Source organism: Bordetella genomosp. 5 (assembly GCF_002261315.1).
Lineage (GTDB): Bacteria > Pseudomonadota > Gammaproteobacteria > Burkholderiales > Burkholderiaceae_B > Bordetella.
The window spans coordinates 92277-112120 of the sequence record NZ_NEVP01000001.1 but is presented as its reverse complement, the minus strand read 5'-3'; the positions used below and the strand labels follow the sequence as shown (position 1 = coordinate 112120).

The following is a 19844-nucleotide window of genomic DNA, read 5'->3' as shown; positions in this document are numbered from 1 at the left end:
GCTTTTCTCCGCGCGATGCGATCAGTGCGGCGTGGGGCTCTGCAACACGCTCATCATGCGCAACAGGCCGCCCTGGCGCTGCGCGCCGGTCTTTTGCAGGATGGCCTTGCTCTGCGTACGCGCGGTTTCGAGCGCGATGCCCAGCTGCTGCGATGCCTGCGGCAGCGTCGCGCCATGCACCAGACAATCCAGCAGGCGGCATTCGGCCGCGCTCAGACGAAATAGCTCGCGCAACACGCCGTGCGGCACGGGCCGCGGCGTGAGGTGAGCGTGCACGAGTATCAGGGCGAGCGGCTCGTCGCGTCCGGCGGCTTCGCGGCATGATGGAGGCGCCGGCAGCGAGACCAGCAGGGTGCCGTCGGGCAGGCGGTGCGCGTCGGCGAGCGCGTGCGGCGCGGGCGCGGTGGCGCGCACGAGCAGGCGGCGCCAAGCGGGCAGGTTCACCATCTGCGGGCCGGCACGGCGGAACCACTCTTCTCCGGATTCGTTGGCGAGCAGCACACGCCCGCCCGGCGAACACAGCAACAAGGGCGTACCGAACATGTCGAGCGCCGCGCGGCCGAGCCGGGCGCGCTGCTCCAGCTCGCCTAGTTGCACGCGCAACTTCAGGGCGCGCTGGAAGTGCGGCAACATGCGCAACAGCGTCTGTTCGTGCTCGGGTTCGAAGAAGCCGTCATCGGGACCGCGCTGGAACGACATGCTCCACTCCGTGTCGTCGGTGTGCAGCGTGCGCGTGACCATCAGCGAGCCGATGCCGTGGCGACGCAGGAAATCCTGATAAAAGGGCGAGCGGCGCATGGCGGCGAGGCCGATGTCGCGCTGATCGAGCAGGCAGTTGCCGCTGGGCAGCCGATCGACGCTCGGCAGGACCTCGTCGATGCGGTGATAGTGGGCTTCGTACTCGGCCAGCAGGTCTTCCTGCAGACCGGTCGTTTCGATCACCCGGACCTGGTCCGTGGCGCGGTTGCGGGCAAGCAGCGCGCAACGGTCGGTGTCGACCGCGCGTGCCGCCATGCGTAGCGCGCGTTGCCATTGCTGCGTATCGGCCACGCCTTCGTAGAGGGCGCTGGCGATGCGGAGTTCACAGGTGGCGTCCATAGGGGAAGCGAGGTGAGGGAAGCCGGGCGCGGGGGGCACCCTACCGCGAATTTACCCCAAGTCACTTGCACGACCCTGGCGACCCCCTAGTCCAGTTATAACGACCGGCGAGTCGGTATTAAAGCCGCCGCCTGCGGGTGTCAGCGCTGCGTGCGATAGGGCTCGTCCGCCGCCACGAAGGTCTGCTCGGCAAGCGCCGCTTCGGTCCATTCGCGCATGGCGGGCAGCGCCAGCACGGCGTCCATGTAGTCGCGCACCGCGCCCTCGGCGGCCACGCCGTAGGTGGTGAAGCGCGACACGACGGGGGCGTAGAAAGCATCGGCGATGCTGAACCGGCCAAACAGGAAGTCGCCGCCCGCGCCGAACTCCGCGCGCGTGGCCTGCCAGATGTCCTGCACCCGCGCGATGTCTTTGGCGGCCGCGCTGACGTCGACGTGCGGCAGATGCGCTTCGATATTCATCGGCATCACGGAGCGCAGCTGCGTGAAGCCGCTGTGCATCTGCGCCGACACCGAACGTGCGCGGGCGCGTGCGCGCGCCTCCGCCGGCCACAGACCGAGATCGGGATGGCGTTCGGCGGCGTATTCGCAGATCGCGAGGGAATCCCACACCGCGAAGTCGCCGTCGAGCAGCACCGGCACGAGGCCGGCGGGCGTGACGCGGCCGAGCTGCTCGGTGAAGGCCTCGGTGAAGAGACCGAGCTTGCGTTCTTCGAAGGGCACGCCCCCCGCGCGCAGGGCCAGCCAGGCGCGCAGGGACCAGGAGGAGTAATTCTTGTTGCCGATGAACAGGGTGACCATGGACTTGCCGTCTGGGAAGTGCGCGGAGAGCGCGGGCGGGCAGGTACGCACCGGCCCGATCGACGGAAAGTCTACTTGGTTTTTTTGCGGCCCAGCACGCGTGCCAGATAGTGGCCGGTGTGGCTGTCGGGGCTGTCCGCCACGTCTTCGGGCGTGCCCTGCGCGACCACCCGGCCGCCGCCGTCGCCACCCTCCGGGCCCATGTCCACGAGCCAATCGGCCGTCTTGATGACGTCGAGGTTGTGCTCGATGATGAGGACCGTATTGCCGCTCTCGACCAGTTGGTTGAGCACTTCGAGCAGCAGCTCGATGTCGCGGAAATGCAGGCCGGTGGTGGGCTCGTCGAGAATGTAGAGCGTGCGGCCGGTGCTGCGCCGCGACAGTTCGAGCGAGAGCTTCACGCGCTGCGCTTCACCGCCCGACAGCGTGGTGGCGCTCTGGCCCAGACGGATGTACGACAGGCCCACGTCGATCAGGGTCTGCAGCTTGCGCGCGATTGCCGGCACCGATTCGAAGTATTCGAGTGCCTGCTCCACCGTGAGGTCGAGCACTTCGCTGATGTTGCGCCCGCGATAGCGGATCTCGAGCGTTTCGCGGTTGTAGCGCTTGCCGTGACAGACGTCGCAGGGCACGTACATGTCGGGCAGAAAGTGCATCTCGACCTTGACCACGCCGTCGCCCTGGCAGGCCTCGCAGCGGCCGCCCTTGACGTTGAAGCTGAAGCGGCCGGGATCGTAGCCGCGCGTGCGGGCTTCGGGCACGCCGGCGAAGAGTTCGCGGATCGGCGTGAACAGGCCGGTGTAGGTGGCGGGGTTGCTGCGCGGCGTGCGGCCGATCGGGCTTTGGTCGACGCTGATGATCTTGTCGAAATGCTCCAGGCCCGTGATGGCCGCGTGCGGCGCGGGCTCGCCCTGGGCGTGGTTGAGCTGGCGCGCCACTTCGACGGCCAGCGTGTCGTTGACCAGGGTGGACTTGCCCGAACCGGACACGCCCGTCACGCAGACGAGTCGGCCCGCCGGAATGCTGAGATCGACGGACTTGAGATTGTTGCCGGTGGCGCCGCTGAGCGTGAGCCAGGGCAGCTCGCCGTCGACCGGGCGGCGCTTGGGCACCGCGATGGCGCGCGCGCCGCTCAGGTATTGACCCGTGAGCGATTGCGGATCGCGCTGGACCGCGTCGGGCGTGCCCTGTGCGACCACCTGGCCACCGTGTTCGCCGGCGCCCGGGCCCATGTCGACGACCCAGTCGGACGCGCGGATCATGTCTTCATCGTGTTCGACCACGATCACGCTGTTGCCCAGATCGCGCAGGTGCTGCAACGTGCCGATGAGGCGGTCGTTGTCGCGCTGGTGCAGACCGATGGACGGCTCGTCGAGCACATACATCACACCGGTGAGGCCCGACCCGATCTGGCTGGCCAGCCGGATGCGCTGCGCCTCGCCGCCGGAAATCGTGTCGGCGCTGCGGTCGAGCGAGAGATAGTTCAGGCCGACGTTGTTCAGAAAGCTCAGCCGCGCCTCGATCTCGCGCACGATGCGTTGCGCGATCTCCTGCTTGGCGCCGGTGAGCGTCAGTGCCTGGAACCAGCCCAGGCAGGTCGAGAGCGGCATCGCCTCGACCTCGTAGATCGCGCGGCCGCGCTCCTGGCCTTCGCGCGCTTCGTCGCCGATCAGCACGTGGCGCGCTTCCGGGCGCAGGCGCGAACCGCCGCAGTCGGGGCAGGTCTTGATGTTGCGGTACTTGCCGAGCTCTTCGCGCACTGTCGTGGAGTCGGTCTCGCGCCAACGCCGTTCGAGGTTGGGGATGACGCCTTCGAAGGGGTGGCGCTTGACGCTGCTGCGCCCCTTTTCGTTGAGGTAGAAGAACGAGATCTCTTCTTCGCCCGAGCCGTTGAGCACCTTGTCGCGCACATCGGCCGAGAGCTCTTCGAAGGGCGTTTCGATATCGAATTCGTAGTGCGTGGCGAGGCTGGTGAGGAGCGAATGCGTGAAGGCATTGCGCTTGTCCCAGCCGCGGATGGCGCCGGCGGCGAGGCTGAGCTCGGGGAAGGCCACGACCCGCTTGGGGTCGAAGAAACCCACCTGACCGATGCCGTCGCACGACGGGCACGCGCCCATGGGATTGTTGAAGCTGAACAGACGCGGCTCGAGCTCGGGCAGGCTGTGGCTGCACACCGGGCAGGCATAGCGGCTGGAGAACACCTGCTCGCGGCCGCTGTCGAGATCGAGCGCGAGCGCCCGGCCGTCGGCCAGACCCAGTGCCGTCTCGAAGCTCTCGGCCAGCCGCTGCTTGCTCTCGGCACGCACGCGCAGGCGGTCGATCACCACGTCGATGTCGTGCTTCTCGGTTTTCTTCAGGGGCTCCATCTGGTCGATCTCGACCAGCTTGCCGTCGACGCGCAGCCGCACATAGCCCTGCGCCTGCAGGCTGGCGCATTCGTCTTCGAAGCTGCCCTTGCGGGCGCGCGCGATCGGCGCCAGCACCGCAAGACGGGCCTCTTCGGGCCAGCCCAGCACGGCGTCGACCATCTGGCTCACGCTCTGGGCCTGCAGCGGCAGGCCGTGGTCGGGACAATAGGGTGTGCCCACGCGTGCGTAGAGCAGGCGCAGGTAGTCGTGGATCTCGGTGATGGTGCCGACCGTGGAGCGCGGATTGTGGCCCGCGGCCTTTTGTTCGATCGAGATCGCCGGGGACAGGCCCTCGATCAGGTCGACGTCGGGCTTGTCCATCAGCTGGAGAAACTGGCGCGCGTAGGCGGACAGGCTTTCGACGTAGCGCCGCTGCCCCTCGGCATAGAGGGTGTCGAACGCGAGCGACGACTTGCCCGATCCGGACAGACCCGTGACCACCACCAGGCGGTGGCGAGGCAGGTCCAGCGAGACATTCTTGAGATTGTGGGTGCGGGCACCCCTGATGCGTATCTCGTCCATGTAGCCCTTTGCGCGAGTGGCCCGGGCCGTTTCCGGCCCGCGGCTTCGGTGTTGCGCGGCGCATTGAGCCTGCCCGATACCGGTGAGGCGGGATTCCGGCGAGGTCGCAGCGACCCGCGGTGATCCGACCCGGTTTAAGCAGTTTCAAAGGCCAACTTGGTACTATAGCGCGCCGAACCTGAAGGCGTATGCAGTCGTGCCCACGCCGACTGAACGGCGAGGGGCTTACCGCGCCGGTGCGCCGACGCGGTTCGGAATCGAGGCGTCGGGCCTGCCCGGCCGTCCTCCCCCGTCTTATTCACCCAGCCCACTCTTCATGGCCGCGCATCCCAAGCTGAAACTGACCCCCTCCGAACGCCGCGCCAGCGTCGCGCTCGCGGGGCTGTTCGCCTGTCGCATGCTGGGCCTGTTCCTGCTGCTGCCGGTGTTCGCCGTGGCCGCGCAGGGCCTGCCGGGCGGCGACGATCCGGTGCGGGTCGGGCTGGCGCTGGGCATGTACGGCCTGACGCAGGCCGTGATGCAGATCCCGTTCGGACTGGCCTCCGACCGCTGGGGCCGCCGGCCCGTGGTGCTGGCCGGCCTGCTGCTGTTCGTGGCGGGCAGCGTCGTGTGCGCGCTGGCCGACGACGTCTTCTGGATCACCGTGGGCCGGGCCATCCAGGGCTCGGGCGCCATTTCCGCCGCCGTGACCGCCTGGCTGGCCGACGCGACCCGCGACGAGGTGCGCACGCGCGCCATGGCCATGGTGGGCGGGTCGATCGGGCTGTCGTTCGCGCTGTCGCTGGTGCTGGCGCCGGTGCTGGTGGGCGCCTGGGGCCTGCCCGGTCTTTTCTGGACCATCGCCTCGCTGGGGCTGGTGTGCCTGGCGGTCGCCCGCTGGGCGGTGCCGGTCGTGCCGCGCACCCAGGCGCGCGCCATGAACGCGCGGCCGCGCGAGGTCTTGCTGCATGGCGACCTGCTGCGCCTGAATTTCGGGGTGTTCGTGCTGCATCTGATCCAGGTGGCGCTGTTCGTGGTCGTGCCCACGCTGTTGCTGCGCCTGGGCGGCCTGAACCCGGCCGAGCTCTGGCATGTCTACCTGCCCGTCATCCTCGCGTCGTTCGTGCTGATGGTGCCCATGGTGTTCGTGGCCGAAAAGCGCCGCGCCCATCGCGGCGCCCTGCGCGCGTCGGTGGTCCTGCTGATCGTGGTGTGTGGCCTGCTGCCGCTCGCGGCGGGGGCCGGCTTCTATCCGCTGGTGCTGGCGCTGATCGGCTTCTTCGTGGCGTTCAACGTGCTGGAAGCCCTGCAGCCGTCGCTGGTGTCGCGCGTGGCGCCGCAGTCGTACAAGGGCCTGGCCCTGGGCTTTTACAACACGGCGCAGGCGGCCGGCCTGTTCACGGGCGGGGCGCTGGGCGGCTGGATCGCGGCGCACGGCGGGGCCAACGGGGTGTTCCTGCTGGCCGCGGCCCTGTCCCTGGCCTGGCTGGCCGTGACCTGGGCGCTCAAGCCGCTGCCCTGAGGCGGCGCGGGTATCCGGCCCGGCCGTGCAGGTGTTACCCCGAGTGACATCGACGTCCCGCCGGGCACTTTGCGGGGCCGGGTCTAATCGTCGATAATGACGGCCATTCAATGCCTCATCCTCACGCCGGTTTCGCTCGGAACCGGCGTGTTCGTTGAGGCCAGTCTTAAACAGCATTTTGCGTTGTACGCTGCCCGGTGCGCTTCCGCGGGGGCGCGGGCAGTAAACAACCATTGAGGGGCTTCGGTCATGGCATCGGTCAATAAAGTAATCATCGTCGGCAACCTGGGGCGCGATCCCGAGGTGCGCTACAGCCCGGATGGCGCCGCCATCTGCAACGTCTCGATCGCCACCACCAGCCAGTGGAAAGACAAGGCGAGCGGCGAGCGCCGCGAAGAGACCGAATGGCACCGCGTCGTGATGTACAACCGCCTGGCCGAAATCGCCGGCGAGTACCTCAAGAAGGGCCGCTCGGTCTACATCGAGGGCCGCCTGAAGACCCGCAAGTGGCAAGACAAGGACACCGGCGCCGACCGCTACAGCACCGAAATCGTTGCCGACCAGATGCAGATGCTGGGTGGCCGCGAAGGCGGCGGCGAGGGCGGCTACGGTGGCGGCGGTGGCGGCTACGACGAGGCCCCGCAGCGCCAGCAGCGCGCCCCGGCGCCCCAGCGCCCGGCGCAGCAACAGCAGCCGCGCCAGGCCCCCGCGCAGTCCGGTGGCGCCAACCTGGCCGACATGGACGACGACATTCCGTTCTGATCGCCAGCGCGCCTTCCCGCGCAAGAGCCCGCTTCCTATTTGGAGCGGGCTTTTTCTTTGGTGTTGTTCGAGGCCAAGGCGCTGGCTTGGGTGCGTGGAGCTCATGCTCATGACAGTCGGTTGTTGAGCTGCGCCGGTGCGTAAGCGGTGCCCATGGTTGCCGCGCCCGCACGCCGGTCCTCCGGGGCGGTCGGTCCGATAGTGCGCGAGGGCTCCTGACGATCAACGGTGTCCGGCGCCACGCGCCGCTGCCCCCACCGTTGGCGGGAAGGCCGCCCGTGCGGGCAACGCGGCCGGTGGCACGCATCCCATGGGGGCGGCAGAGATGAAATTCAGGGAAATGTTTGCCGGGGGCGGGCAGTGGGCACGCCGCGGTGGCTTAGAATTGCGCCGGAGGCTGACCGCGGCGAGGGGTGGCGCGGCAAAGTTGCCAGGGACTTCGGGCGTCCCGTGAAGCGAGCGGTCACACTGCTGCGCCTGGGTAAGGCGCGTACGCAGCTTACAATTTTAAAATCTAACTTGGTTCGTTTCTCATGCTGTATGTCCTTGTGGCATTCCTGGTCTCCCTGATCTCGACCCTGCTGATCGTGCGGTATCGCTCCTGGCACGGCGGCCTGACGGCCGATCACGACCTCGACGGCATTCAAAAATTCCATTGCCGGCCCGTCCCGCGTATCGGCGGGCTGTCGCTCATCATTGCGATGCTGGTGGGCTGTGCGCTGGTGGCGTTCCGCGAACCGGACATCCTGCCGAGCGTCGTGCTGCTGCTGGCCTGTGCCGCGCCCGTGTTCATGGGCGGCTTCCTCGAAGACCTGACCAAGCAGGTCCGGGTGCTGGTGCGTCTGGGGCTGGCGATGCTGTCGGGCGTGATGGCCTATTACCTGCTCGATGGCGCCGTCACCCGGCTCGACATCATCGGCGTGGACTGGCTGCTCACCTTCGCTCCGATCTCGCTGCTCGTGACCGCGTTCGCCATCGGTGGCGCGGCCAACGCGATCAACATCATCGACGGCTTCAACGGTCTGGCGGCGGTCGTGTCGGCGATGATTCTGGCCGGGCTGGCCTATGTCTCGTTCTATATCGGCGACCGCTTCCTGCTGGTGGTGGCCCTGACCACGCTGGGCGCCGTGCTCGGATTCCTGGTGTGGAACTATCCGCGCGGCCACGTGTTTCTGGGCGACGGCGGCGCGTATTTCCTGGGCTTCGTGATCGGCGAGCTGTCGGTGCTCATGCTGGCGCGGCACCCGCAGATCTCTGCGTGGTTCCCGCTGCTGCTGTGCATCTATCCTGTGTTCGAAACCTTGTTTTCGATTTACCGGAAGCGATTCCTGCGGGGGCGCTCGCCCGGCGCGCCCGACGGCGTGCATCTGCACATGCTGATCTACAAGCGTGTGGTGCGCTGGGCCGTGGGCTCGCGCGAGGCGCGCCACATGACCCAGCGCAACTCGCTCACGTCGCCGTACCTGTGGGTGCTGTCGTCGCTGGCGGGCATTCCGGCGGTGCTGTTCTGGCAGTCGCCGGTGATCCTGATGCTCTGTACCTTCGCGTTCGCCGCGACGTACATCGTGCTGTATCGCCGCCTGGTGCTGTTCCGCATGCCCAAGTGGATGATCGTCAAGAAGAAGCGCCGGCACTGATTCCCCCGCGGGGCGGGGCCCGGCCACGCGGCCGGGAATCGGGGGCCGGCGTGGTACTATTTTCCTCCGCATGTGGGCGCTTTGCCGCCCGTGCCGCCGCGGTGCTGAACGTTTCACGCATCCGCTCTTCTCTTCCCTATGCGATTTCCGTTTTCTCTGCCGCCGACGCCGGCGCGTTGCGAAGTTGCGACCCCGCGACTCCGACATGCGCGCTGGCGGGGTACCTTGCTGTGCGCCATCGCGTGCCTGTCGAGTCCGTTCGCGCACGGGCAGGATGAGGTGTCGTGGAATCCCGCTGCCGCCCGGCCCGCGGGCTATGCCGTCGGCGAGGTCGTGGATGTCACGAGCCTGTCCACGGTGTGGCGCGATGCACAGAGCTACGACCCGGTGCTGCGCGCGGCCGCCAGTGCGCGCAACGCCGGCGAGACCGAACGGAACCTGGGCCGCGCCCGCCTGTTTCCGCAGGTGCAGGGCGGCTATGTGAAGAGCCAGGTGACCGGCCGCGCGAGCCAGCCCAATTTCCTGGGCCAGCGCGTGGGCTTCGACCTCGACTACGACAGCACCAGCGCGTATCTGCAGTTGCAGCAGCCGCTGCTCGACTACGGTCTGTATTCCAATTACCGGCGTGGCGGCGCCCTGGCCGATCAGGCGCAGCAGCAGTTCGCCGTGCAGCAGCAGCAGGCCGCGACCCGCTGGGCCCAGAGCTATTTCAATCTGGTGCTGGCCTACGAAAACCTCGAACTGCAGTACGGCCGCGTGCGTTCATTTGAAACGCAGGTGCGCACGCAGCTCGCGCTGGCGGAGCATAACGAGGGGTCGGCGCGCGATGCGCAGGAGACCGAGGCGCGCCTGGCCGTGGCACGGGCCGACGCGATTTCCGCCTACGACCAGCTCGAGATCGCGATCCGTTCGCTGGCCGCCGTGACCGGCGTACGCCCCGACTTTATTTCGGTGTGGGGCGCGAACTCGCAGCAGCCTCAACCGATGCCCGAGGATCTGCAGGTCTGGCAGGAGCGTGCGCGTGCCAACAATGCCGAGGTGCGCGCCGCGCGCGAAGCCGTGGCGGTGGCCGACGCCGAGCTGTCGGTGGCGCAGAGCCGCTTCCTGCCCACGGTCAATCTGGTCGCCGCGCTGGCCAAGGCCGACAGCGAAAACCTGTCGACGCTGAGCCAGAAGAGCAACACCTTCACCATCGGGGTGCAGGTCAATATTCCGATCTTCACGGGCGGCTACAACTCGGCCAACAAGGCGCGGGCGGTGGCGATCCAGCGGCAGCGGCAGGAAGAGCTCGATGCCGCGCTCGAGAAAACCGCCGCCGAAGTGACGCGTCAGTACACGGCCGTGCAGAGCGGCGTCGAACGCGTCGCCGCGCTGACCCGCGCGGTGGAGTCCAGCGAGCTCGCGCTGCAGGCCGTGCGCGAAGGCTTCCGCCTCGGCGTATCGAGCAACCTCGACGTGCTGCGCATGGAAGATCGCGCCGATCAAGCGCGCTACGCGCTGATCACGGGCCGCTTGCGCTATCTGATGGGGCAGGCCGCGCTCTACGCCGCCGCGGGCGATCTGAGCTCGTTCCAGTTCGACGATATCGATGCCCGCTATCTGGGGCGTGTCGTGTCGGTGCGCGTCAGTGCGCCCGGGGGCGTCGCCGTGTCGGCGCCGCCCGTGCTGCTGGCGGAATGGCCGGAGGGGGCGCATCGGCTGTCTCGCTGATGCGCCGGGTCTCGCAGTCTTTTACAGCCGGCGCTTGAGCCGCGCGCGCAGCGTGGCCGGCAGCGCCTGGTTCAGCCACAGCACCAGACGCGGGTGGCGCTTGATCCGATTGGCGACCTTGCCCAGCAGCGTGGGCTGACGCTCGACGGTCTGGGGCGCGGCCGACTGGTTGCGCTCGATCCACTGTTTGAAGCCGGTTTCGCTGTACGGGCGCGGGAAGCGGGCGATCAGGTCGGCGTCGGCGCGATACGTGAAGCGCCAGTCGCGTTCGATCTTGGTGCCGTCGGCGAGGAAGTCGTGCACGCCGGGGCGGCGGCCCAGACGCTCTTGCTCGTGGCGCTTCTGCTGCTCGATGTACCAGTCGCTCATTTCGTGCAGCAGGGTGTCGCGCGGGGCGTGCTTCTTGAGCATCAGCTCGTGCGTGCCGATGTCGAAACCCGAGAAGTGGAAGAAGCGCAGGCGCTCGGTGCCATTGACCATGATGTTGCCCTGCGCGTCCTTGCTGAGCTGGCGGTAATACAGGTTCCAGGTCGCCATGTTGTAGCCCGGGTGGCGCAACACGTGCAGGGTCGGGAAGAAGCAGGGCGCCAGGTCGATCCAGCGCTGGTCGGTGAACAGGCCCTTGTTGGCGTCGTCGTAGCACCAGTGCAGGCAACGCTCGGCCCACCAGTCGAGGAACGACACGCCTTCGCCGTGATTCGCGAGCGCCAGAAAGCCCAGGTTGAACACGCCGTGGCGCAGGCAGCCGAGCATTTCGCCGTCGAACAGATCGTCGTCGTCCTGAGCCGGCACGCTCACGTGCGGCGTGAGAATCACCGGATGCTGCGCCAGCGTCTCGTAGATCTCGTCCAGCGGCGAGTACGCCACCGTGTCGGGATCCATGTACAGCACCGTATCGGCGTTGTAGCGCGCGAAGATCTTCTTGAACGCCCAGGGCTTGACCGCCGTGCACAGCTCGACCACGGTGTGCTTGAAGATCCATGCCTCGAGCGAGGGCACGGGCAGGTCGAGCTGGTCGATCGTCAATACATCGTCGAAGGCGGAATAATCGATGTCGTCGCGCTTCGCGTCGGAGAGCATGCAGGTGACATGCGCTTCGCTGCCATAAACGCGTCGCAGCGATTCCGCGAGCGTGATGGCTTTGGGGATGTAGGCGTTATTGATGGACGTGAAGAAGTATTTCATTTTTCGCTTTTCAGAAAACGTGTCTAACCGGCGAGCGTGTCGCGGGAATCACGGCCAGCGGCCGAAAATCTTGTTGCGGATGGCGCGAGCCAGTTTGCCTACCCCGAATTTATCCAGAAGCTGAATGATCCGGCGCCGTGTCGTCATTTTCCAGTGCGCTACCGGGCTTTGGCGCAGCAGTTCGAGCTCATGCCGCAGTGCGTGGACTTCCGCCTGCAGCTTGATGTTTTGTTCTTTGAGCACGACCGGGTCGGTGGTGCTCCATTGCGAAGACATTTCCTTCAAGTGGGTTTGATAGTAGATGTCTTCTTCGGACAGCTTATCGGTATTGGCGTACCAGGGCAGATGCCGCGCGGTCATGGGCGCGGCGGTGCGGATGGAGCGCCACCAGCGCTTGTCCTTGGGGGCGATGCCCGGCCGGTAATAGGCGAACGTGGTATCGACCGCGGCCTCGAACAAGGTGCCTTCTTCGAGCGGATGCTCCCAGAACGGGGCTTCCCATTCGAGCACCTTGCGCTTGAGCGAATAATGATCGGGCAGATCATCGATGCGCAGCGATAAACCCACTTTGGTGAAGTTGGGATAACGCGCCAGAATCCCGGCGAGTTTTTCCACGACGTCGGGCGGGCAATCCTGGTCCGGCAGAATATCGCAATCGCTCAGCACGAAATTCTGCGTCTTGATGATGTGATCGAATTTGCCGCTGTCCCACAGCACCAGGTGACCGTAATTGCGGTCCATGCGATGCACGTGATGCGTACAGGTTTCGAGATACGCGACCAACGGCGGGTAGGTCGACGCATTATCGATGATGTGAATATTGGTATAGCCGGCGCGTTCCAACCATGCCACGACCTGAAGCAGGGCTTCGAGCCGGTTGAATGCAATCAGGAATACGGGTGTTTGAAAATAGTTCATGGAGGAGCGGTTATCGAGCCAGGCGCCCCGGGCGCCGGGCTCATTGTACTTATCGTGCGGACAGGTCGGCGACGCCGCCGACCTCCATGCGGGCGAGGGCGGTCAGGCCGCCGAACACGCGTTCCATCTGGTGTTCGAGCGAACTCTCCACGCTGGCCTGATGCGCGGCGTCGAAGTCGTCCTGGGTGAGCCCCGCGTCGACCAGGGGAGCGAGGACGGCGCCACGCACCCAGAACATCGTGCCGCCGAAGAACAGAATCTCCTGGGAAATGCCGAGTCGGGCGCACAGGGCCAGGTAGGCGCTGGCGTCGGCATCGGGGGCGCGGCAGATGAAGCGCGCGGCGCCCACCATGCCCAGCTGCGGATCGGCCTCGAAGGCGTCGTAGATGGCTTGCACGCGGGCCGTGCTGCCGCTGATCGGCGCCACCAGCTTGCGGCGCCAGTCGTCGCCGTCCTGGATATCCTTGCCGAACAGGCCGCGCACGGCGTTCATGTAGCTGGGCTGATTGCGGCTCTTCTTGCCGTGCAGTTTGAGCACCAGCTCATACTCATGCAGCCGATGGCGCTGGAGCGCATCGATGAACGGGCCGATGTCCTTGCCCACGTTCGGGCACTGCCACACCTGCGCGCCGGGGAAGCGGGCGTGCGTGGCGTCGCGCAACGCCTGGGCGTCCTGATTGGTGGTGATGAAGAGGTCGAACGGGCCGGGCAGATGCGCCACCGCGTCGAGCATTTCGTCGAGCAGGTCGGTGTAGTGCAGATGAATGTGCACGGCCACGCGCGGCGCGGCCGGCGTGGCGGCGGGGCGATCCAGCGCCAGCTTGCGATAACGCGGCGCGGGCGGGCCGGCCACGACCGGCACGTTGGCCGCGGTGGCGGACGTGGGCGCCGGCACGGGCGCGGGCACGGGAGCCGGCTGTGCCGGCGCGGCCGCGCGGTGGTGCCGGTCTTTCCACCAGCGCAGGGGCTTGGTGAGCGTCATGCCCAGGCGATAGCTGCGCGAGTTGCGGATGGCTTCGAGTTCGAACTGGGTCTGCGCCAGCGCGTTCTGCGTCTGTGCCACCACCACCTGCGTCTGCGCGAGGGTGGTGCGAGTTTCGCCAAGCTCGGTCAGCGTCTGGCCGAGCCGCGCGTGCGCCTCGTCATGGGCGTCGCGCGTGGCGGACCAGCCCGCATGGGCCTCCTGCAGCTTCGCATCCCAGAACGTATCGCGCTCGCGGGCCACCACGTGGCACTGCTGCTGGCGCACCAGCTTGTAGTGCCGGCGCAGACCGGCGAGCGCGGGGCCCGGCACGGCGTAGCGTTTGGCGAGCGCGCGGTAGAGCACGTGGTTGGCTTCGATCGCGGAGCGCGGCAGGCCGCCGAGAATCGTGTTCGCGCCGTGAATCCGGTAATCCCACAGCGTCAGGTCGTCGCGCCACACGAACCGGTCGGGCGCGTGCAGATAGGCTCGGATGGCCCAGTCCCAGTCCATGTTGTAGCGCAGCGGCCGGATCGGTCCGATGGCGTCCAGCAGGGCGCGGCTGAAGAAGAAGTTGGAAGTCGAGACCGTGAAGTTGCGCTCGAGCAGCGCTTCCCAGGTGCCGCGCTGGCTGGCGGCCTGGCGCATGCGGCGATATTCGTCGAGCCAGGGCGCGTCCGGGATCGGCTGCGAGGCCTGGTCGATCAATCGCAGGCCGGTCGCGATGAAGTCGTAGCCCTCGCCCGCCAGCGCCACCAGTTGGCTCAGGCGTCCGGGATGAAAGCGATCGTCGGAGTTCAGGATGGCGATGTAGTCGCCGCGGCTGGCGCGCAGGCCGGCGTTGATCGCCGCATGCGCGCCCTGGTTCGTTTGCGCGAAGGCGCGCACGCGGGCGTCGTTGGCGCTTGCGCGCTCGATGCGCGCCCAGGAGTCGTCGCGCGAGCCATCGTCGACGATGATCAGTTCCAGCGCGACGTTCGTCTGCGTCAGCACGCTGTCGATCGCCTCCTGCAGGAAGCGGTCGTGGTTGTACGAGGGAATGATGACGCTGACGAGCGGAGAGGCCGGCATGGGTTCGTTCATGAGCGCGCGCGCAGTAGAGACAACAGGCGGCGCAGCGGAGAGGTGATGCGCCAGAAGGTCGATTGTTCGATGGCACGGCGGGCGGCCAGCGCGTCGTCGCGCTGTGCCTCGGCGTCTGCCAGGGCCTGCCGCAGCTGCGCGGTGGCCGCGTCGTCGCGTGCGGCCAGCGGCTGCGCCAGCCAGTGCTGCTGCGCCTCGCGGCGCGGGTTCAGCACGTCGGAGGCCGGCTCGGCCGGCCGCGCGGGGCGGGCCGTGACGAGGATCTGGAACGCACGTCCGGCGGGATTCTGCGCCAGCCACTCGCGCACGGCCTCGGGCAGGCGCGCCCAGTATTCGGCGAACTCGGGATGCCACGGGCCGGTGTCGACGGAATCGAACGACTCGACGACGAAGCCCGCGTCGGCGAGTGCCTGACCCAGCGTGTGCGCGGTGAAGAAGTGAATATGGGTGCGGTCCAGCAGGCCCGTGTCGCGGTAGGCGAAGTCATCGCACAGCAGGCTCGCGATGACGCCGGCGTGGCTGATGTTGGGCACCGAGATCACGAGCTGGCCGTCGGGTTCGAGCAGCGGCAGGACGCGTGCCAGACACTGGCGCGGATCGCGCAGGTGCTCGAGCACGTCGGCGGCAAGCACCGTGTCGAAGCGCCGGCCGGCCAGCGGGGCCGACCAGTCGGGCAGGTCCAGGTTGGCCTGCAGCACCTCGGCGCAGTGCTCGCGCGCCAGCGCGCCGGCGGCGGCGTCGTACTCGACGCCGGTGACTTCACAGCCGTAGTGACGGCTCAGCACGGCGGACATGGCGCCGGCCGCGCAACCGAGCTCGAGGACGCGCTGTCCCGCGGCGGCCAGGCGACACACGCGCGCCGCCGTGCCGTCGCCGCTCGGGTCGAAATCGTAGTGATAGCGGAGCGCGTCGGTGCTCATGGCGTGGTCCTGTGATCAGGCCTTGTCATCGGCGGAGGGTTCCAGGCTGATGTCGAGCATCGGGACGCCGACCAGGCCGTTGGCCAATCCGCTGTGATGCGAGCGGAACAACACCGCATCGTGGATCCAGTGGTGCTGGCGATGCTCGGCCTGCGTACCGTCGGCCACCGCCACGGCGATCGAATAATCGCCGACCGGCAGCAGCGGCATGGGAAAGCGGAAGCGGGCGTTGAACACCGCGCCGCTTTCGACCGGCTGCGGATCGTCGGCGTAGGTGAGATACGTGTTGTCGCCGAACAGCGTCTGGCCCAGGCGGTCTTTGACGTAGAAGCCGGCGATGGGTCGTTCGAGATATTGATTGGCGCGCACGCGCAGATGCAGCGTGACGGCCTCGCCGCCCACCACCCACGCCAGCGGCTCGCCCGCGTCGTTGGACAGGAACACGTTTTCGACGGTCGCGCCGCCCTCGCCGAAGCTCGCCTGCGCCGGATCGAAGCGGAACACTTCGAGGTCGTTGCGCAGATTGCTGGCGTTGATGAAGTCGCGGCGCTGGTCGACCCACTCGACTTCGGTCGCGGGCGTCGCGGCCTCGCGCACCACCTTGCGGTTGTTGCTTTCGAACAGCGAGGCCAGATAAGACTCGCACACGGCCTTGGCCTCGCCCTGTTCGACGACCTGGCCTTCGCGCAGCCAGATCGCGCGCTGACAGAGGTTGGTGACGGCCGCGCTGTCGTGGCTCACGAACAGCACGGTGCCGGTCTCGCGGAAGCGGCGCAGGAAGCGCATGCACTTTTGCGTGAACAGCGCGTCGCCCACGGCCAGGGCTTCGTCGATGATCAGGATGTCGGCATCGACGTGCGCGATGACGGCAAAGGCCAGCCGCACGTACATGCCCGAGGAATAGGTCTTGACCGGTTGGTCGACGAAATCGCCGATCTCGGCGAAGTCGAAGATGTCCTGCAGCCGGGCGTCGATCTGCTGCCGGCTCAGGCCCAGGATCGCGGCGTTCAGGTAGACGTTTTCGCGCCCGGTGAATTCCGGATTGAAGCCCGCGCCCAGCTCGAGCAGGGCGGCGACGCGGCCATGCACGCTGATCTGGCCCAGCGTGGGGGTCAGGGTGCCGCAGATCAATTGCAGCAGCGTGGATTTGCCGGAGCCGTTGCGGCCGATGATGCCGACGGTTTCGCCGCGCTTGACGTCGAAACTCACGCCCGACAGCGCGTGAAACTCCCGGAACATTTTCTTCTTCGGGAACAGGCGCTGCAGCAGGCGATCCTGCGGACGGCGGTACAGGCGGAACGTCTTGCTGACGTCGGCCACGGAGATGGCGATGTCAGAGCACATCAGCGAATCCTTTTTTCATCACTCGGAAAGCACGGTAGCCGACGACCGCCACCACGCACGCCACGAGGCTGTACACCCCCAGCGCCGCGAAGTCGGGCCGGCCGCCGTGCAGCACGACCTGGCGCGATTGTTCGATGATCAGCGTGAGCGGATTGAAGGCGAAGATGGTCTGGAAGCTGTCCGGCAGCGCGGACGCCGGATAGAACACCGGCGAGAGAAACATCAGGATCGTGGTGAACAGCCCGGTGATCTGGCTGACGTCGCGCAGATACACGCCCAGGCCGGCCAATGCCCACGCCACGCCGGCGAGCAGCACGAAATACGGCAGCAGAATCACCGGCAGCCACAGCACGGTGAGGTGCAGCGAGTGGTGCACGATGGCATAAAAGGCGAGCAGCACGGTCAGGCTGATCAGGAAGTGAAACAGCGCCGACAGCAGACCCACCGCCGGCAGGGTCTCGAGCGGGAACACCACGCGCTTCACGTAGCTGACGTTGCCGACGATCTGGCCCGGCGAGCGGTTGAGGCACTCGGCGGCCAGGCCGTGAATGATCAGCCCGACGAACAATTGCAGGGCGTAGTCGATGGGGCTTTGCGTGTCCTGCGACCAGCGCGCCCGGAAGATGCCGCTGAACACCACGGTATAGACCGACAGCATCAGAATCGGCGTGACCAAAGACCAGACCAATCCGCCCGCGGAGCCTCGGTAGCGTCCCAGCACATCGCGCCAGGTCAGGGTCATAAGCAGACGGCGATGCTGCCAGAGCGTGAAGCGGCTGGCTGGCGTTGCGGGGGCTGGCGTCATAGATGTGCGTCGGGTCATGCGATCGGGAAAGGCGCTATTGTAGTGCCGCGTGTGACCGTCATTTCCCGGTCACACCGTCACGCTGTAACAGAGGCAACAGGCGTTGCGCGAGGGTGGTCGCGCCGCTCAGCGACAGGTGGCCGCCATCGACGTAGGCCAGCCCTTCCGGGGTGGCGTCCCGGCGCGCCAGGCAGGCCCGATCCTGGCACAGCAGCGGATACAGCGAGATGTAGTCCACGCCGGCCTGGGCCAGGCCCTGTTGCAGCGTTTGATCCAGCGCGCGGCTGGAGCGCAGCTGGCCGTAGGCCATTTGCGCCGGGGCGAGCGCGCCGTCGTGGCCGCGGGCGTAGTTCAGCAGGTTTTGTTGCAAAGACGAGCGCCAGACCGGCACCGGCCCGAGCACGACCACCCGGGATCCGGGGGCGGCACGGCGGATCCGCTCCACCGTGTCGACCAGGGCCCGTTGCAGCGCCTCGGTCGAGAGCTTGTAGCCTTCCCAGAACGCGTGCAGCAGGATCAGGTCGGGCGGCTGCGCCGACACCTGCTGCAGGATGCGCGTGTTGATGGTGTCCAGCGGACGCTGGAGATTGTTGCGCAGGTCGGTGCCGAACAGCGGCGCGGTCGCGTCGGTCGTGGCCTGCTGCATCGACCAGCCCGGCAGGGTGGCCATGCCGGCAAAGAGCGCGGCCGCATGGGAGTCGCCCCACAGCAGGGCGCTGGGATGGCCGGCCGGGAAACAGGTGGCGGGGTCGCCCAGGTTGCCGCGGTAGATCATGTTGTGACAAATCCCGTCGCGCAGGCCCGCGTGCCAGGCCGGGGTCAGCAGCGGCGCGCTGGCCAGGGTCCGGACGCTCTCGGGCAGGCGCTGCGCCAGCCCCTGCTGGCTCCAGATCCAGACGCCCGCGCCGGCCGTCGCCACCATCGCCGCCGCGAGCAGGCCCGTGGTGCGGCGGCCGGGATTGCGGGCGTGCCGGATGGGCTGCTCGATATAACGATAGGTGAGCCAGGCAAGCAGCACGCTCGCCGCGATCGCGGCGGCCGTGGCCAGCGCCAGCGCCGGTCCGGCCAGGTCGGTGTAGCGCACCCGCAAAAACGACAGCATGGGCCAGTGCCACAAATAGAGGGGGTAGCTGATCCGGCCCAGCCAGACCACGGCCGGACGCGACAGCAGCCGGCGGTTGACCCAGGCGTGGGGCCCGGCCGCGATCAGCAGCAGGGCACCGGCCACCGGCAGCAGCGCCGCCGGCATGGGAAAGAGCCGGTCGGGCCGGGCGACGATCAGCGTCACGGCCAGCAGGGCGACCCCGATCCACGACAGCAGGTCGGCCCGCCGGGACGGGCCCGGGGTCTGGCCGTCGCGGCCCAGGCCCCAGACGGCCAGCAGGCCGCCGGCGCCCAGCTCCCAGAAGCGGGACCACGGGGCGTAGAACCCGGCCGTCGGATCCTTCACGCTCAGCCAGCCGGAGGCGATCAGGCTGGCCAGCGTCACCCCGCCCAGCACCCACAGCAGGACGCCGCGGCGGCGCGGGGGCAGCCAGAGTAAAAACGGCCACAACAGGTAAAACTGTTCCTCGATCCCCAGCGACCACAGATGCAGCAGCGGCTTGGCCTCGGCCACGCCCGCGAAGTAGTTCACGTCCTGCCAGAGCACCAGGTTGGCGACGAAGGCCGCGCCCGCGGCGGTGTGCCGGCCCAGCTGGGCGTAGTCGGCCGGCAGCAGAAACAGCGCGCCCAGCGCCAGGCTGGCCGCGCTCACCACGACCAGGGCCGGGAACAGGCGGCGGATGCGTCGGGCATAGAACGTGCTGAGCGCACCGCGCCTTTCGCCCGCGACCGCGGACTCCGACAACAGGATGCGCGTGATCAGAAAGCCCGAGATCACGAAAAACGCGTCGACGCCCGCGAAGCCGCCCCGGAGCCAATCGGGGGCAGCGTGGTAGAGGACGACAACAGTCACGGCAAAGGCGCGTAGCCCGTCGATGTCGGGCCGGTAGCCGGTAGGTCTAGTCATAAAAGTGGTGTGCAAACGACACCATCCGGGCTGGTCCAGGCCTAGGCGAAACGCCCGAGAGGGCGCTCCACGGGGCGCGTACTTTCGCAGGACGGAACGTGATCGTTAAAGACATTCTTAAAGAGGGAGGGTCCACGCCAATCTGACGACAATCGACGACAACCGTCGCAAATTTGGTG

General features: G+C 67.5%; 14 protein-coding genes. 4 read left to right on the top strand and 10 right to left on the bottom strand.

Features of this window, described 5'->3' with window-relative positions; translation table 11 throughout:
- Positions 1-21: 21 nt before the first annotated feature.
- From CAL25_RS00485 to uvrA, 3 genes are all read right to left on the bottom strand, one after another.
- The gene (locus tag CAL25_RS00485; RefSeq protein WP_094797999.1) at positions 22-1098 is read right to left on the bottom strand and encodes a helix-turn-helix transcriptional regulator; all 1077 of its coding nucleotides are present in this window, start codon (positions 1096-1098) and stop codon (positions 22-24) included.
- A gap of 140 nt (positions 1099-1238) precedes the next feature.
- Positions 1239-1898, bottom strand: a complete 660-nt coding sequence (locus CAL25_RS00480) for a glutathione S-transferase family protein (protein ID WP_094797998.1) — start codon at positions 1896-1898, stop codon at positions 1239-1241.
- Positions 1899-1969: 71 nt separating this feature from the next.
- Positions 1970-4828, bottom strand: coding sequence for an excinuclease ABC subunit UvrA (uvrA, locus tag CAL25_RS00475; RefSeq protein ID WP_094797997.1), 2859 nt, complete (start codon positions 4826-4828; stop codon positions 1970-1972).
- 316 nt (positions 4829-5144) lie between these two features.
- On the opposite strand from uvrA, the gene CAL25_RS00470 reads away from it, so the two are divergent.
- From CAL25_RS00470 to CAL25_RS00455, 4 genes are all read left to right on the top strand, one after another.
- On the top strand, positions 5145-6329 hold the full coding sequence (locus CAL25_RS00470) for an MFS transporter (RefSeq protein WP_094797996.1): 1185 nt from the start codon (positions 5145-5147) through the stop codon (positions 6327-6329).
- A gap of 249 nt (positions 6330-6578) precedes the next feature.
- Entirely contained in the window at positions 6579-7091 is a 513-nt protein-coding gene (ssb, locus tag CAL25_RS00465) for a single-stranded DNA-binding protein (protein WP_094797995.1), read from the top strand.
- A gap of 533 nt (positions 7092-7624) precedes the next feature.
- Positions 7625-8728 (top strand): MraY family glycosyltransferase, encoded by a 1104-nt coding sequence (locus CAL25_RS00460; protein ID WP_094797994.1) that lies wholly within the window; start codon positions 7625-7627, stop codon positions 8726-8728.
- 225 nt (positions 8729-8953) lie between these two features.
- Positions 8954-10438: a TolC family outer membrane protein gene (locus CAL25_RS00455; protein WP_170948353.1), complete on the top strand. Its 1485-nt coding sequence runs from the start codon at positions 8954-8956 to the stop codon at positions 10436-10438.
- 21 nt (positions 10439-10459) lie between these two features.
- Here CAL25_RS00455 and CAL25_RS00450 read toward each other — a convergent pair whose 3' ends face one another.
- Genes CAL25_RS00450 through CAL25_RS00420 form a run of 7 tightly spaced genes read right to left on the bottom strand, consistent with a single transcriptional unit; the run spans position 10460 to position 19665 of the window.
- Complete coding sequence (locus CAL25_RS00450) at positions 10460-11623, bottom strand: hypothetical protein (RefSeq protein ID WP_094797992.1); 1164 nt, start codon at positions 11621-11623, stop codon at positions 10460-10462.
- 48 nt (positions 11624-11671) lie between these two features.
- Complete coding sequence (locus CAL25_RS00445; protein ID WP_094797991.1) at positions 11672-12541, bottom strand: cell division protein ZapB; 870 nt, start codon at positions 12539-12541, stop codon at positions 11672-11674.
- A 49-nt stretch (positions 12542-12590) separates the two neighbouring features.
- Positions 12591-14585, bottom strand: coding sequence for a glycosyltransferase (locus tag CAL25_RS00440; protein WP_094797990.1), 1995 nt, complete (start codon positions 14583-14585; stop codon positions 12591-12593).
- Positions 14582-15505, bottom strand: a complete 924-nt coding sequence (locus tag CAL25_RS00435) for a class I SAM-dependent methyltransferase (RefSeq protein WP_094797989.1) — start codon at positions 15503-15505, stop codon at positions 14582-14584. Before CAL25_RS00435 ends, CAL25_RS00440 begins: the two co-directional genes overlap by 4 nt.
- Before the next feature lie 15 nt (positions 15506-15520).
- A complete protein-coding gene (locus CAL25_RS00430; protein WP_094797988.1) occupies positions 15521-16849 on the bottom strand; it encodes an ABC transporter ATP-binding protein in 1329 nt (442 codons plus the stop codon).
- On the bottom strand, positions 16839-17672 hold the full coding sequence (locus tag CAL25_RS00425; RefSeq protein ID WP_432759214.1) for an ABC transporter permease: 834 nt from the start codon (positions 17670-17672) through the stop codon (positions 16839-16841). Before CAL25_RS00425 ends, CAL25_RS00430 begins: the two co-directional genes overlap by 11 nt.
- Positions 17673-17712: 40 nt before the next feature.
- Entirely contained in the window at positions 17713-19665 is a 1953-nt protein-coding gene (locus CAL25_RS00420; RefSeq protein ID WP_094797986.1) for an acyltransferase family protein, read from the bottom strand.
- Positions 19666-19844: the final 179 nt, after the last annotated feature.